General features: G+C 65.6%; 14 protein-coding genes. 7 read left to right on the forward strand and 7 right to left on the reverse strand.

Going from position 1 to position 14,026, the window contains the following annotated elements:
• On the forward strand, positions 1-328 hold a 328-nt coding region (locus tag FJW06_RS00005), incomplete at its 5' end, for a transposase (protein WP_140746100.1).
• Positions 329-420: 92 nt separating this feature from the next.
• On the opposite strand, the gene FJW06_RS00010 is transcribed toward FJW06_RS00005, so the two are convergent.
• Genes FJW06_RS00010 through FJW06_RS00020 form a run of 3 tightly spaced genes read right to left on the reverse strand, consistent with a single transcriptional unit; the run spans position 421 to position 2,977 of the window.
• Positions 421-1,689, reverse strand: a complete 1,269-nt coding sequence (locus tag FJW06_RS00010) for a CCA tRNA nucleotidyltransferase (RefSeq protein ID WP_140746103.1) — start codon at positions 1,687-1,689, stop codon at positions 421-423.
• Positions 1,686-2,318 carry a CoA pyrophosphatase gene (locus FJW06_RS00015; protein WP_140746106.1) on the reverse strand — a complete coding sequence of 211 codons (633 nt, stop codon included), beginning with the start codon at positions 2,316-2,318 and terminating at the stop codon, positions 1,686-1,688. Before FJW06_RS00015 ends, FJW06_RS00010 begins: the two co-directional genes overlap by 4 nt.
• Positions 2,318-2,977: a DUF1285 domain-containing protein gene (locus FJW06_RS00020; protein ID WP_140747634.1), complete on the reverse strand. Its 660-nt coding sequence runs from the start codon at positions 2,975-2,977 to the stop codon at positions 2,318-2,320. Before FJW06_RS00020 ends, FJW06_RS00015 begins: the two co-directional genes overlap by 1 nt.
• A 154-nt stretch (positions 2,978-3,131) precedes the next feature.
• On the opposite strand from FJW06_RS00020, the gene FJW06_RS00025 reads away from it, so the two are divergent.
• Genes FJW06_RS00025 through FJW06_RS00040 form a run of 4 tightly spaced genes read left to right on the forward strand, consistent with a single transcriptional unit; the run spans position 3,132 to position 9,960 of the window.
• Positions 3,132-4,136 carry a MoxR family ATPase gene (locus FJW06_RS00025; protein WP_140746109.1) on the forward strand — a complete coding sequence of 335 codons (1,005 nt, stop codon included), beginning with the start codon at positions 3,132-3,134 and terminating at the stop codon, positions 4,134-4,136.
• The gene (locus FJW06_RS00030; RefSeq protein WP_140746112.1) at positions 4,136-5,050 is read left to right on the forward strand and encodes a DUF58 domain-containing protein; all 915 of its coding nucleotides are present in this window, start codon (positions 4,136-4,138) and stop codon (positions 5,048-5,050) included. The genes FJW06_RS00025 and FJW06_RS00030 overlap by 1 nt, the downstream gene beginning before the upstream one ends.
• Complete coding sequence (locus FJW06_RS00035; RefSeq protein WP_140746114.1) at positions 5,047-7,869, forward strand: DUF4159 domain-containing protein; 2,823 nt, start codon at positions 5,047-5,049, stop codon at positions 7,867-7,869. Before FJW06_RS00030 ends, FJW06_RS00035 begins: the two co-directional genes overlap by 4 nt.
• Positions 7,870-7,872: 3 nt before the next feature.
• On the forward strand, positions 7,873-9,960 hold the full coding sequence (locus tag FJW06_RS00040; protein ID WP_140746117.1) for a hypothetical protein: 2,088 nt from the start codon (positions 7,873-7,875) through the stop codon (positions 9,958-9,960).
• 171 nt (positions 9,961-10,131) lie between these two features.
• Here the strand turns inward: FJW06_RS00040 and clpS are convergent, their stop codons facing one another.
• The 4 genes from clpS to FJW06_RS00060 form a co-directional block, all read right to left on the reverse strand.
• The gene (gene clpS / locus FJW06_RS00045; protein WP_140746120.1) at positions 10,132-10,437 is read right to left on the reverse strand and encodes an ATP-dependent Clp protease adapter ClpS; all 306 of its coding nucleotides are present in this window, start codon (positions 10,435-10,437) and stop codon (positions 10,132-10,134) included.
• A 129-nt stretch (positions 10,438-10,566) separates the two neighbouring features.
• Positions 10,567-10,881, reverse strand: a complete 315-nt coding sequence (locus tag FJW06_RS00050) for a hypothetical protein (RefSeq protein WP_246674482.1) — start codon at positions 10,879-10,881, stop codon at positions 10,567-10,569.
• Between the two features lie 150 nt (positions 10,882-11,031).
• On the reverse strand, positions 11,032-11,274 hold the full coding sequence (locus FJW06_RS00055; protein WP_140746123.1) for a hypothetical protein: 243 nt from the start codon (positions 11,272-11,274) through the stop codon (positions 11,032-11,034).
• 36 nt (positions 11,275-11,310) lie between these two features.
• A complete protein-coding gene (locus FJW06_RS00060) occupies positions 11,311-11,613 on the reverse strand; it encodes a hypothetical protein (RefSeq protein WP_140746126.1) in 303 nt (100 codons plus the stop codon).
• Between the two features lie 237 nt (positions 11,614-11,850).
• Between FJW06_RS00060 and FJW06_RS00065 the strand changes: the two genes are divergently transcribed.
• Positions 11,851-12,567 (forward strand): response regulator transcription factor, encoded by a 717-nt coding sequence (locus FJW06_RS00065; RefSeq protein WP_140746129.1) that lies wholly within the window; start codon positions 11,851-11,853, stop codon positions 12,565-12,567.
• On the forward strand, positions 12,564-13,973 hold the full coding sequence (locus FJW06_RS00070; protein WP_140746132.1) for an ATP-binding protein: 1,410 nt from the start codon (positions 12,564-12,566) through the stop codon (positions 13,971-13,973). Before FJW06_RS00065 ends, FJW06_RS00070 begins: the two co-directional genes overlap by 4 nt.
• Positions 13,974-14,026 lie beyond the last annotated feature (53 nt).

Raw genomic sequence — 14,026 nt, forward strand, 5'->3', positions numbered from 1 at the left:
CACCCCTGGGCAGCGTGGCGATGCGCCACTCGCTCCGGCTCTGCTCGACGGCCTCTCGCCGCGCCGGGTGCTCGCCGGCAAGGCCTATGATTCCAATGCCCTGCGCGACCTGATCGCTGCGATGGGAGCCGAGGCGGTCATCCCCTGCAACCCCACCCGCAAGCAGACCATCCCCTATGACTTCGAGGCCTACAAGGTCCGCAACACCATCGAGCGGTGCTTCAACAAGCTCAAGCACTTCCGCCGCATCGCAACACGCTTCGACCGACGAGCCGTCCACTTCCTCGGCTTCCTACAACTCGCCGCAGCTTTGCTCTGGATGCGTTGAATGTCGATTCAGCCTAGAGCAATCCAGGACAAATGTGACGGTTTTCCGTCCGCAATTGCGTAAAAACAAAGAGATAGAGCGGTCCTGACCTTTTAGATTTCCAGGGCTTGCGCGGCGCGTTTTATGAGCGCGCCGCGTTCCAGGGTAAAGCCCGACTCGACCCATTCCCTCTCAAGATTCTTCAGTGTGGCGCCGAGCTTCGGCCCCGGCGAAGCGCCAAGCGCGGTCAGGTCGGCGCCCTTGATCGGAAACACCGGCTTTTGCCATTTCAGGGTGAAATTGAGCAGGCGTGAGAAACCGCCGGCCTCCATCATCGCCTGGTTGTCCTCGACCGCGCGCGTCCGCGCCGCGGCGAGCGCCAGCCGGATGCGATCAAAATAGCCTTCGCGATTGCCGTAATAAAGTTTCTTGGCCAGTTCGGTCTCGGTCGCCTTGGCATCCGGCGTGACGGTCAGCGCCCAATGCCGTAGCCGGTCGGCATCGTCGTTCGACAATCGCAGCCGCTCGCCAAGCGTCTTCATGCGGATGGCATCGGGCGGGACGATCGCCTCCAGTCTCAGCATCGGATCGGCGGCCCAGCCGAGATCTTTTCCAGCCTTGACCAGGCCATGGATGGTGTCGATGCCCCATTTCTCGCTTTCCGGCAGCACGGCGGAAAGCACGCCGGCCTGCCGCATCCAAAGCAAGGCGCGCGACGGATCCGCGGCCGACAACAGCTTCTTCAGCTCGGACCAGACCCGTTCGGCGGAAAGCTGGGCAAGCCCGTCCTTCAGCCTTGCGCAGGCCTTCAGCCCTTCCGCGTCCGGCCGTCCCTCGCCATACCAGGCAAAGAACCGGAAAAAGCGCAAGATGCGCAGATAATCCTCGCGGATGCGCGCTTCCGCGTCGCCGATGAAGCGCAGCCGCCGCGCCTCGACATCGGCGATGCCGCCGACGAGGTCGACGATCGTGCCGTCGGCTTCGGCATAGAGCGCGTTGATGGTGAAGTCGCGCCGCGCCGCGTCCGCTTTCCAGTCACGTCCGAAGATCACTTTTGCCCGCCGCCCGTCGGTCTCGACATCGGCCCTGAGCGTCGTCACCTCGTAAGGCCTGCCGCCGGCAATCACCGTGATCGTGCCATGCTCGATGCCCGTCGGCACCGTCTTGAAGCCGGCCGCCTCGGCGCGCCGCATCGTTTCCTCGGGCACGGTGGTCGCGGCGATATCGATGTCGGCGACCGGCTGACCGATCAGCGCGTTGCGCACCGCGCCGCCGGCGACACGCGCTTCCTCGCCGCCCTGCTTCAGCGCCGCAAGAAGTTTCTGCAGATGCTTTTCGGCCAGCCAATCGGCCCTGCCCGAGAGTGACGCCTCAGCGCTCAACCATAAAGCCTTTCATAGAGCGTGCGAATGATGCCGGCGGTGACGCCCCAGATGCGCTGGCCGCCATAGGGCATCTCGTAGAAGAACCATTCGAGCTCGTTCCACATGCGGCTGTCGCGCGCGTGATTGGCCGGGTCCATAAGGAAGCTCAAGGGCACCTCGAAGGCGGCGTCCACCTCATCGGCATTGAGCGTCAGCGAAAAGCCGGGCTGCACGATGGCAAGCACCGGCACGATGCGATACCCGCTGCCCGCGACGTAGTCCGGCATGCGGCCGATGATCTCGATATGGCCACGATCGAGGCCGATCTCTTCGAAAGTCTCGCGCAAAGCGGTGGCCTCGGGGCTTGGATCGGTCGTATCGATGGTGCCCCCCGGAAAAGCCACCTGGCCGGAATGGCTGCGCAGCTTCTCGGCGCGTTTGGTGAGCAGCACCATAGCGCCCTCGGCGCGGTCGATCACTGGGATCAGCACCGCCGCGTCGCGCAATGGCTTGACGCGTTCGAGCCTGGGATGGCCGGGATTGAAGCGATGATCGCCGAAATCATCACCCGGCTGCGCCTCGGCTTGCGCCGCGACGCGCGCCCGAAAATCCGCAATTGAAAACGGCGCCGGCGTCACCTGGTCCATCACGCGCTCAGCCGCTTCAGCTTCTCGGCCGGCATGATCGGATAGACCTCGCCGCCCGAGCGGACCGAGAACATCGTCTTGCCGTCGATGTCGATCTCCTCGCCGTGCTCAACCAGTTCGTACATCACCGGCCGCGCCACCAGGGCTTCCAGCCGCCCGCGCACCAGCACATAAGGCTTCAACCCGCCGGTTTCGTCCTCGTCGACGAAGCGCAGCGGATGGCCGGGCCCGGCGGCGACGACGTCGCCGACGTTGGTGCGGAAGGTGATGACCTGGTCGTCCCCGCTTCCGGAAACGTTCATCTCGACGGCGATGAAGGGCGCATCGGCGACGCGTATCCCGACCCGCTCGACCGGCGTCACCAGATAGGTCTTGCCGTCGGCATCCTTGCGCAGCACGCTGGAAAAAAGCTGCACCAACGGCATGCGTCCGATCGGCGTGCCAAGGTAGAACCAGGTGCCGTCGGCCTTGATCTCCATGTCGAGGTCGCCGCAGAAATCCGGGTTCCAGCGCTCGACCGGCGCCGGTCCCTTGCCGGCCCGCGCCGCGCGCGAGATCAGCGCCTCCAGGCCGCGCGCCTCCGTGGCGCCAACCAGGCTCTGTTTGCCCAGGCTCTGCCCGCCCCGGCTTTGTTCACGATGTTCGCTGCGTTCGGCCATGGTCACGAAATAGTCACTGTTCTCCCGATTGTCAGCCTTGTCCGCCCGAGTCTGTGATTTAAGTTCAATTACAAGCGTCAGGTGAGGCCGAATCGCGGCATTCTGCGCCATCGAGAATGCAGGCCGGTATCTCCAACCACAAGGATCGAGCGGCATGAGCGTGATGATCAAGGAAAGCCCGATCAGCGAAAAAGCGATGATCGAGGAAGCCGAAAAGGCGCTGGCTGACATCTCCAGGGTCCGCGATGCGGTCGGCCGGGTGATCTTCGGTCAGGAATCCGTGGTCGAGCGCACGCTGGTGGCGCTGCTGGCCGGCGGCCATGCGCTGCTGGTCGGCGTGCCGGGCCTCGCCAAGACCAAGCTGGTGGAGACATTGGGCATCGTGCTTGGCCTCGATTCGCGCCGTGTCCAGTTCACGCCCGACCTGATGCCGTCGGACATTCTCGGCTCGGAGGTGATGGAGCAGGACGAGTTCGGCAAGCGCTCTTTCCGCTTCATTTCCGGGCCGATCTTCACGCAATTGCTGATGGCGGACGAGATCAACCGCGCCTCGCCGCGCACGCAGTCGGCGCTGCTGCAGGCAATGCAGGAATATCACGTCACCATCGCCGGCGCCCGCCACGACCTGCCCTCGCCCTTTCATGTGCTGGCCACGCAGAACCCGCTGGAGCAGGAAGGCACCTATCCGCTTCCCGAGGCGCAGCTCGACCGCTTCCTGATGCAGGTGGATATCCTCTATCCGGAAATCGAGGCGGAACGCCGCATCCTGCTCGAAACCACCGGCGTCGACGAGGCAAAGGCCGACAACGTGCTGCAGCCGGCCAGGCTCAGGGAAATCCAGACGCTGATCCGCCGCATGCCGGTGCCGGAAAGCGTCGTCGAGGCGATCCTCAAATTGGTGCGTTCGGCCAGGCCGGGCCAGGGCAATGCCGAGACCGACAGGCATGTCGCCTGGGGGCCGGGCCCGCGCGCCAGCCAGGCGCTGACCCTGTGCGCCCGCGCCCGCGCCCTATATGATGGCAGGTTGGCGCCCTCGGTCGACGACGTCCGTGCCTTGGCCGAACCGGTGCTGCAGCATCGCATGGCGCTGACTTTCGCCGCCCGGGCCGAAGGCACATCGGTGCGCGACGTGGTGGCGAAGCTGGCAAAAGGCATCTGATGGGTCGAATAGGCGAGGTCCAGGCACCGGTTGCGACGCGCGACGCGCTCGCCCGCGGCCGGTTGCGGGCTTCACTGGTGCCGGACCTGCTGGTCGAGGCCCGTCGTATCGTCAACACGGTGATTGCCGGCTGGCACGGCCGCCGCAAGCGCGGCATCGGCGAGAATTTCTGGCAGTTCCGGCCCTATGTCGAGGGCGATTCCTCGCGCATCGACTGGCGCCGCTCGGCGCGAGACGACCATACCTATGTGCGCGACCGCGAGTGGGAAGCCGCGCACACAGTCTGGCTCTGGGCCGACCCCTCGCCTTCCATGCTCTACAAATCCGCCGGCGCAAGCGTCTCCAAGGAATCGCGCGCGCTGGTGCTGGCGCTCGCCTTGGCCGAGCTTTTGTCGCGTAGCGGCGAGCGCATCGCCTGGCCGGGCCTGACCGACCCGTTCACCGCCCGCAACGGCGCCGAGCGCATCGCCGCCCAGTTGAGCCACACCGCCGCGCTGCCCGCCAAGCCGGATCTGTCGGCCATCCGCCGCTTCTGCGATATCGTGCTCGTCAGCGATTTCCTCGATCCGGTCGAGGAAACCAAGGCTTGGCTCGACGTCCTCGCCCGCCACGGCGTGCGTGCGCATCTGATCGAGGTGGCCGATCCGGCGGAGGAAACCTTCCCCTACGCCGGCCGCACCGAGTTCACCGATCCCGAGACCGGCGACAAGCTGACCGCCGGTCGCGCCGAGATGCTGGCCGAGGAATATCGCCTGCTTTACCAGGCCCGCCGCGAGGAACTGGCCGCCTGGTGCAAGCGTCTCGGCTGGAGCTACACCGTCAACCACACCGACCGCCTCGCCTCGGAGGCGCTGGTGCGCGTCCACCTGGCGATGACCGCTGACGGCGTCAATTTCGGAAAGGCGGTCGCATGAGCTGGCTGCCGCTTTCCTTCGGGGCGCCCATGGTGCTGTGGGGCCTTCTGGCGCTGCCGGTGATCTGGTGGCTGCTGCGCCTCACCCCGCCGAGGCCGCAGACGGAGGTTTTCCCGCCGCTGAGAATTCTCGCCCGGGTCCTGAGGCGCGAAGAAACCCCGCAGCAAAGCCCTTGGTGGCTGACGCTGCTTCGGCTGCTGATGGCGGCGCTCGTCGTGATGGCGCTGGCCGAGCCGGTCTTCAATCCGCGCGAAAAACTACCGGCGGAAGGTGCCGCCCTGGCGCTTGTCATCGACAATGGCTGGGCGAGCGCCGCCGACTGGAACAAGCGCATCGCCACCGCCGAGCGGCTGATCGCCGACGCCGGCTCGAACGGCGTGCCGGTGGTCATCGCCTTCACCGCCGAGAAGCCCAATGCCGAGATCGGTCCTTTCGACGCCTCGGCCGCGCTCGACCACCTGCGCGCCACCAAGCCGCGGCCGATCCCCACCGACAGGCCCGCCGTCTACGCCCGCGTCGCCGCCGCATTGGAGCGCCTGCCGGGCGCCAGCGTCGCGGTGCTCGCCGATGGGCTTGCCGCCAAAGGCGACGAGGCCGCTTTCAAGACGCTGCTCGAAAAGCACGCGACACGGCTGGTCTGGGCCACATCCGACCGGCCTTCGGTGACCGGCCTGATCGGCGCCGACAACCAGGTCGACGGTTTCGCGCTGACTGCCATCCGCGCGCCTGGCAACCCGGCGCCGGCGCAGGTCACCGCGGGCGCCTTCGACGACAAGGGCCGCCGCATCGCCGATGCGACGCTGACCTTCGCGCCGGGCGAAGCCACCGCCACGGGGACGATGGCGGTTCCCTTCGAGTTGCGCAACGATTTCGCCTCGATCGCGCTCGACGGCGAGCACCAGGCGGGTGCCGTGCGCGTATTGGACGAGAGCTCGAAACGCCGCCGCGTCGGCCTTCTGTCGCAGGCCGAGGCCGATCGGGCGCAGCCGCTTCTGTCGCCGCTCTACTATATCCGCCGTGCCCTGCAGCCCTTCGCCGACCTGGTCGAGCCGTCGAGCGCCGATCTCGCGGACGCCATTCCGCAGCTTCTCGACCAGAAGCCGGCGATGATCATCATGGCCGATGTCGGCACCATCCCGGCACAGGTCAAACAGCGGCTGGTCGACTGGGTCGACAAGGGCGGCACACTGGTGCGTTTTGCCGGTCCCCGCCTTGCCGCGGCCGGCAATGACGACGACCTTTTGCCGGTCAGGCTGCGCGGCGGCGAGCGCGCGCTGGGCGGCGCGCTGTCCTGGACGACGCCGCAGGCGGTGACCGAATTCCCGAAGACCGGTCCTTTCGCCGATCTATCGCCGCCCTCCGAGGTGACGGTGAGCCGGCAGGTTCTGGCCGAGCCGACGCCCGACATCGTCGAGCGCACCTGGGCCACGCTTGCCGACGGCACGCCGCTGGTGACGGGCATGAAGAAGGACAAGGGCACGCTGGTGCTCTTCCATGTCACGCCCGAGGCGACCTGGTCGAACCTGCCGATCTCCGGCAGCTTCGTCGAAATGCTGAGACGCGTCGTGCAGCTGTCGCGCAACCAGGGAGCGGCGATCGCCAATGCCGAGGCCACCGCCGCATCGCTCGCGCCATACCGCATGATCAGCGCCGACGGCATGCTGACGCCTCCCTCGCCGGATGCCCGGCCGCTGGTGCCCGGCGCCGGCCCGCTGCCGGTGACCTTGGAAAATCCGCCCGGCCTTTATGGTTCCGAGACGGGCGTCTTCGCGCATAATCTGCTCGATGCTTCGAGCACGTTCGCACCGCTGCTCCGTCCGCAGGTTTCGCTGCCGGTGACGGCCATCCCCTATGCCTTTGACGAATCGCAGAATCTCAAGGGGCCGTTGGTCGCCATCGCGCTCCTGTTGATGGTGCTCGACACTTTGGCCGTGTTCTGGATGGGCGGCCTGCTGGCGCGCCGGCCACGCCGCGCAGGCACGGCGGCGACAGCCGCGGCCGTTCTGGTCGTGCTGGGCGGCCTCTTCGGCCATGCCGATCTTGCCCGCGCCGACGATTCGAAGCCCGGCGACACCCAGGCGATCGAAGATATTTCGAAAACCCGCATTGCCTATGTCATCACCGGCGAGCCGGGCGTTGATTCGATCAGCCGCGCCGGCCTCGAGGGCCTCACGCGTTTCCTGATCGAGAAGACGGCGCTCGAGCCCGGTCCGCCGGCCGGCGTCGATATCGCCAAGGACGAACTGTCCTTCTTCCCACTGATTTATTGGCCGATCGATGCGACGGCGCCCATGCCGAGCCAAGCGGCGATCGCCCGCATCGATGCCTATATGCAGCAAGGCGGCACGGTTCTGTTCGACACGCGCGACCAGTTCTCGAACGGCATCGGCGCCGGCTCGGCAAGCCCTGCGACCGAGCGGCTGCGCGACATATTAGGCAATCTCAACGTGCCGCCGCTGGAGCCGGTGCCCTCGGACCATGTGCTGACCAAATCCTTCTTCATCCTTCCGGAATTCCCCGGCCGCTTCAACGGCAGCCCGCTCTGGGTCGAGGCTTCGCTCGACGCCAGCAATACCGAGAACCGCCCCGTGCGCACCGGCGACGGCGTCTCGCCGATCATGATCACCGCCAATGATTTCGCAGGCGCCTGGGCGATCGACGAGAACGGCGATCCGATGCTGCCGACCGTGCCGCCGGACCCAATGCAGCGCGTCTACGCGCTGCGCGCCGGCGTCAACATCATGATGTACATGTTGACCGGCAACTACAAATCCGACCAGGTGCATGTACCGGTGCTGCTCGAACGGCTGGGGCAGTAGATCATGAACTGGTCGATCTCGTTCGAACCGCTGGTCTCCTGGCCGCTCTTCGGCCTGCTCTTCGTGCCGTTGCTCCTGCTTGCGCTGGTCGGCCTGTGGTTCCGCCAGCGCGGCTCGGCTTTGCGCTTCATCGCGCTGCTCGCGCTTGCCGCGGCTTTGCTCAATCCGGTTTTCCTCGCCGAGGAGCGCGAGGTGCTGAAGAGCGTCGTCGCCCTCATCGTCGACCGCAGCCAGAGCCAAGACATCGGCGACCGCGCCAAGCAGACCGACGAGGCGCTGGCCGGCCTGCAGCAACGTCTTGCCCGCTTCAAGCAGTTCGATGTCCGCGTCGTCGAAGCCGGCAAGTCCGAAGCCGCCGACGACCGCACCGAAACCAGGCTGTTCAGCGCGCTGGAGGGCGCCTTCCGCGACGTGCCGCCGTCGCGCATCGGCGGCGCGGTCATGATCACCGACGGCGAGGTGCATGACGCGCCGGCCGGCGCGCCGGAGTTCAACGCTCCGCTGCACGCGCTGATCACCGGCAACGAGCACGAGAAGGACCGCCGCATCCGTTTCGACAACGCACCGCGCTTCGGCCTCGTCGGCAAGCCGCTCGACATGACCTACCGCGTCATTTCGACGGAAGGCGACGGCGCGCCGGTGGACGTGCGCGTCTCGGTCAATGGCGAACAGGTCTCGGTCGAGCACGCGACCATCGGCCAGCCGATGAAGCTCTCGGTCACGATACCCAATGCCGGCCGCAACATCGTCCAGCTCGGCATCGACCGGGAGCCCGGCGAGCTGACCGACGCCAACAACCGGGCGATCGCCCTGGTCGACGGCATCCGCGAGAACCTGCGCGTGCTCCTGGTCTCCGGCGAGCCGCATGCCGGCGAACGCACCTGGCGCAACCTTTTGAAGTCGGACGCGTCGGTCGATCTCGTCCACTTCACCATCCTGCGCCCGCCGGAAAAGCAGGACGGCACGCCGATCAACGAATTGTCGCTGATCGCTTTCCCGACGCGCGAGCTGTTCGTCGAAAAGATCAAGGATTTCGACCTGATCATCTTCGACCGCTACCAGCACCGCGACGTGCTGCCGATCCTCTATTACGACTACATCTCCGAATATGTCGAAAAGGGCGGCGCGCTGCTGATTGCCGCCGGCCCCGAATATGCCGGCGAAAACTCCATCGCCCGCACGCCGCTCAACGCCGCGCTGCCCGCCTTGCCGACCGGCGAGGTGGTGGACAAGGCCTTCTATCCGCGCCTGACCGATCTCGGCCAGCGCCACCCCGTGACGCGCGGGCTCGACGGCTCGGCGAGCGAGCCGCCGCATTGGAGCCGCTGGTTCCGCACCATCGGCGTCAAGAACCCGGAAGGCGAAGTGGTAATGAAGGGCGCCGACAACCGGCCCCTGCTCCTGCTCGACCGCAAGGGCGAAGGCCGTGTCGGCATGCTGCTCTCCGACCAGGGCTGGCTGTGGGCGCGAGGCTTCGAAGGCGGCGGCCCGCATGTCCAGCTCTACCGCCGCATCGCGCACTGGCTGATGAAGGAGCCGGAGCTGGAAGAGGAACGGCTGACCGCCGACGGCCGCGGCATGGTGCTTGAAATCCGCCGCCAGACGATGAGCGACGATCCGGGTCCCGCCCAGGTCATCACGCCGTCCGGCAAGACTGTGACGGTGAAGCTCGAGAAAGCCGAGCCCGGCATCTTCACCGGCAGCCTGCGGACCAGCGAGATCGGCCTTTACCAGATCGGCAATGGCGATCTCACTGCGCTTGCCCATGTCGGCCCGATCAACGCGCCGGAATTCCAGGACGTGGTCTCGACCGAAAACCGGCTCAGGGCGCCGGCTGAAGCGACCGGGGGCAGCGTACGGCGGCTGGCGCCGTCATCGACGCTCGCCAATCTCGCCGGCGGCGTGGCCCTGCCGTCGATCGTGCCGATACGCTCCTCGGCAGCCACCTCGGGCGACGATTGGATAGGCCTGCGCACGACTGACGACAGCACCCTCAAGGCCGTGTCGCGCGTGCCTCTGTTCGGCGGCTTTCTCGGCCTCGGCCTCTTGCTGCTCGCCATCGGCTCGATGTGGTATCGCGAAGGGCGGTGACTTTCTTACCTTCCCCTCGTGGGGAAGGTCGGATTGCCCCCGATTGTCCTTCACAAATCGGCTGGCAATCCGGGTGAGGGGTAGCGGCGCCAAACTGGAACACCCTCATCCGTCTCGGCGCTGCGCGCCGATCCACCTTCTCCCACGAGGGAGAAGGAAAAGCGTCTGCCCCTACTCTTCCGGCTCGGTCGTGAACAGCAGCGGATAGCCCTTGGCCTTGCCGGCATCGGTCGCGCGCGTCGCCTTGGTTTCGGCGACGTCGCGCGTAAACACCGCGACCACGCACACGCCGCGCGTATGCGCGGTGATCATGACACGGTGCGCCTGATCCTCGCTGAGCTTGAATTCGCCCTTCAGCACCGTCACCACGAACTCGCGCGGCGTGAAATCGTCATTGACGAGGATGACCTTGTAGAGCTTCGGCCGCTCGGTCTTCGGCTTGGTCTTGGTGCGGGGCTTGAGGACGGTTTCAGGCATCGGAATCCACCAGTGATGAACTGGGTTCGTCTCACTTTGTCACGCAGGAACGCGCACGTCCATTTGTCCGCGCGACGGCAACGGGGCCAAGACGATGAAAACTCTATGTGGGGAAGCGTCGCCTGCCGGTCAACGCCCCTGCCGCCCGGCCGTGCGCGACCTGCCGGGAGCGCCCGATCCGCGCTCCAGCAGCGCGAAGAGCATCCAGCCCACAAAGCCGATCATCGTCGCGCCCGTTAGCACGAGCAGAATCCAGGACTGCGCCGGCGTGATGTAGTCGAAGCTTGAAGAGATCAGCGGCGCGAACAGCTCAGGCTCGGTCCTGCCGCTGGCGGGATCTGGCACGGGGCTTGCGGTAAACATGATCAACGATCGCGCGGCCGCGGTGACGATCAGGCCGCCGAGTGTCAGCAAACGCATCGGGGAGGAAAACCGCTTCTTCATGCGGATTGTCCTACAGCACTGGCATTGCAATCAGGTTAAGGGTCGCGCCAGGCGCGACGGAAATTGCCGGTTGAGAAGGCTTCCGTCGCGCGTAAGCCGCTCCGGCCGAGTTGGCCGGAACGGCTTTGCAAGATGATGCCGAAGCCTGGATCAGGTCTTCGGGGCGTCCTTCTTGTCGGTCTTCTTGACGACCTTCTTGACAGCCTTCTTGTGCTTCTTGGCCTTCTTGACGACTTTCTTCGCCGGCTTGGCGGTGCTGTCGGCCGGAGCGGTCGTGGTGGTCGCGGTCGAAGCAGCCGGAGCGGTGGTGGTCGTCTGGGCATTGCCGAGAGCCGGCATCGCGAAGGCGAGAGCAACACCGAGGCCAAGGGCGGAGAGGATGGACTTCTTCATGGCTTCATTTCCTTTTCTTGCAGGTCTGGATGAGCGTCACTGAGCGGGATCGATCGGTGTCACTCCAAGCAGCTTCAAAGCGTTTGCGAGCATCCGGATTCCCTGTGCCTGTTTCTTGTTGGCGCAGAACCGGTTTCCCTTTCTTTGCAGTGCCTTCGCCGCGGTGACCTGCGTTGCCGCGGCATGGGTTTCGAGGGCTTCGTCAACCTGACGGCTCAGATTGGTGCAGCGCTCGGTCCGGGTGAGCGGGGCGACCTTTGCGGTGGAGGCGCCGGCCGCGGCTGTGATGAGCGATATGCTGAGCAAAGCACCCATCACGCTGATCCAGAACCTCTGCATTGGTCTTGTCCGTTACTCCGAAACTTGCGTCGCAGCCGATGACCTGACCGCCACGCCACCGGTTATGACCTTTAAATTTTTCACCAGTTTTTCCCGACTGTAGAATTTTGTTTCTGGATTGTTTCTGGGGAACCCGGCCGGCGCGGAGGATGCGACCACTGGCCAAGATGTGGCCCGAATTCTATCGTGTGGGTGTTCCGCGAAGAATGTCCGGCAAAATAGAATGATAGGTTTCGAGTGAAATCCGATGCGCACATACTGATCGTCGACGACGACAAAGGCATACGCGACCTGCTGCAGGAATTCTTCCAGAAGCGCGGCCTGCACACGACGGTGGCCGGCGACGGCACCGAGATGGAAGCGGTCCTGCGCCGCACGCCGGTGGACCTGATCGTTCTCGACGTGATGCTGCCCGGCAAAAGCGGCCTCGAGCTTTGCCGCGAGATCCGCGCCAATTACACGACGCCGATCATCATGCTGACCGCGGTCACCGAAACGACCGATCGCGTGGTGGGCCTCGAAATGGGCGCCGACGATTACGTGCCCAAGCCCTTCGATCCGCGCGAGCTTCTGGCCCGCATCCGTGCGGTGCTCAGACGCAACGGCAGCACCGAGCCGCGCCGTCCCGACGCCAAGCAGGTCTACCGCTTCGCCGGCTGGACGATGGATTGCGCGCGGCGCCGCCTGACGGCGCCCGACGACGTCCGGGTGGAGCTGACGATGGCCGAGTTCAACCTGCTGCAGACCTTCGTCAAGAGCGCCCAGCGCGTGCTCACCCGCGAGCAGCTGATCGAGCTTTCGGGCGGCGACACCGGCTACAGCTTCGACCGCAGCGTCGATATCCTGGTGAGCCGTCTGCGCCGTAAGATGGAAGACGACCCGAAGACGCCGAAATTGATCCTGACCGTGCGCAGCGGCGGCTATCAGTTCCTGCCCGAGACCACCTCCGAATGAAACGCTTCCTGCCGCAGACCCTGCCAGTCTGGGTGCTGCTCATCGTCATTGCCGGCCTCATGATCAGCCAGGTGGCGACGCTCTATATCGTGGCGCGCGACCGGGCCGCCGCCAACGGCATCGTCGATCTCTACCGGCTGAACGACCGCGCCTACTCGCTGGTGCAGCTGATGCACGACGCCACGCCCGAAGAGCGCAAGGCGACGGCGTCCGGCCTGTTCAACTCGACTTATGCGCTTACGGTTTCGGACACGCCCGCCGTCACCTCTTCGATCGCCGGCGATGACGAGCTGGCCGAGCTCGAGGACATACTGGTCGGGCGCCTGTCGAAATTCGGCATCACCGACGCACGCGTGCGGCGCGATCCGGCCACTCAGGAATCCGACGTCCCGGACGGCGAAGCTGTCAACAAGGATGTTGGCCAGGTCGAGCGCGACCTGCTGGTGCTGGGCGCGGATTTCGCACAGAGCGACAAGCTCACCGCATCGTTGCGCTTTTCCGATGGGCAATGGCTGAATTTCACCGAGCCGATCACGCCTCCGGGGCCGATCCTCAGCCTCGACAGCTTGCCGCTCTACTCGCTGATTGCCGGTTTGATCGTGGTGATGTCGATCTGGTCGCTGCGCCGCCTGACCGCGCCCTACCGGATGATGGAAACCGCGGTGAAGCGCATCGGCAACGACCTGAAAAGCCCGCCGATCGCCGAGAGCGGCAGCCGCGAGATCCGCGCCGCGGCGAAGGCGATCAACGCCATGCAGATGCGGCTGCGCGATTATGTCGAGGATCGCGAGCACCTCGCGGCGGCACTGGCGCACGACCTGCGCACGCCGCTGACCCGCATGCGCCTGCGCCTTGAACTGCTGCGCAAGTCGCCGGCGCGCGAGGCGCTCGCGCACGACCTTGCCGATATCGAAAGCATCGCGAGCTCCGTCATCGACTTCGCCAAATTCGAGGTGACCGAGGAAAAGGCCGAGCGGATCGATTTCTGGTCGCTGGTAGAATCGGTGGCGGACTCCTTCGACGGCGCGTCCTTCGACGAGGACGTGGTCCCTTCGCGTGGCCTGATCTGCATCGCGCGACCGGTGGCGCTGCGCCGCTGCGTCACCAATCTGATTCAGAATGCGGTGATTTACGGCAAGAAAGCGCATCTCGGCGTGCGTCGATCGGGCGACACGATCACGCTCTCGATCCGCGACGAAGGCCCTGGCATCCCGCAGGCCAAGCTGGATGCGGTGTTCGGCTCCTTCGTTCGGCTTGAGGAATCGCGCAACCGCACGACCGGCGGGCTCGGCCTCGGCCTGACCATCGCCCGCAATATCGCGCGCGGCGCCGGCGGCGAGGTCAACCTCTCCAATTATCCCGGCGGCGGCTTGTTGACGGAGCTGAAACTACCGGTGGCAGCTTGAGTCAGCAGGTCGTCGTTCCGCCGCATTGCGTCACTGGATCGGCCGCCTCTTCC

This window comes from Mesorhizobium sp. B4-1-3 (assembly GCF_006439355.1).
Taxonomy (GTDB): Bacteria; Pseudomonadota; Alphaproteobacteria; order Rhizobiales; family Rhizobiaceae; genus Mesorhizobium.

Bases quoted from the DNA above. Each gene is read 5' to 3' on its own strand.
- FJW06_RS00015 (WP_140746106.1), bottom strand. From the start codon at position 2,318: ATGGACCAGGTGACGCCGGCGCCGTTTTCAATTGCGGATTTTCGGGCG.
- FJW06_RS00020 (WP_140747634.1), bottom strand. From the start codon at position 2,977: ATGGCCGAACGCAGCGAACATCGTGAACAAAGCCGGGGCGGGCAGAGC.
- FJW06_RS00025 (WP_140746109.1), top strand. From the start codon at position 3,132: ATGAGCGTGATGATCAAGGAAAGCCCGATCAGCGAAAAAGCGATGATC.
- FJW06_RS00030 (WP_140746112.1), top strand. From the start codon at position 4,136: ATGGGTCGAATAGGCGAGGTCCAGGCACCGGTTGCGACGCGCGACGCG.
- FJW06_RS00035 (WP_140746114.1), top strand. From the start codon at position 5,047: ATGAGCTGGCTGCCGCTTTCCTTCGGGGCGCCCATGGTGCTGTGGGGC.
- FJW06_RS00040 (WP_140746117.1), top strand. From the start codon at position 7,873: ATGAACTGGTCGATCTCGTTCGAACCGCTGGTCTCCTGGCCGCTCTTC.
- clpS (WP_140746120.1), bottom strand. From the start codon at position 10,437: ATGCCTGAAACCGTCCTCAAGCCCCGCACCAAGACCAAGCCGAAGACC.
- FJW06_RS00050 (WP_246674482.1), bottom strand. From the start codon at position 10,881: ATGAAGAAGCGGTTTTCCTCCCCGATGCGTTTGCTGACACTCGGCGGC.
- FJW06_RS00055 (WP_140746123.1), bottom strand. From the start codon at position 11,274: ATGAAGAAGTCCATCCTCTCCGCCCTTGGCCTCGGTGTTGCTCTCGCC.
- FJW06_RS00060 (WP_140746126.1), bottom strand. From the start codon at position 11,613: ATGCAGAGGTTCTGGATCAGCGTGATGGGTGCTTTGCTCAGCATATCG.
- FJW06_RS00070 (WP_140746132.1), top strand. From the start codon at position 12,564: ATGAAACGCTTCCTGCCGCAGACCCTGCCAGTCTGGGTGCTGCTCATC.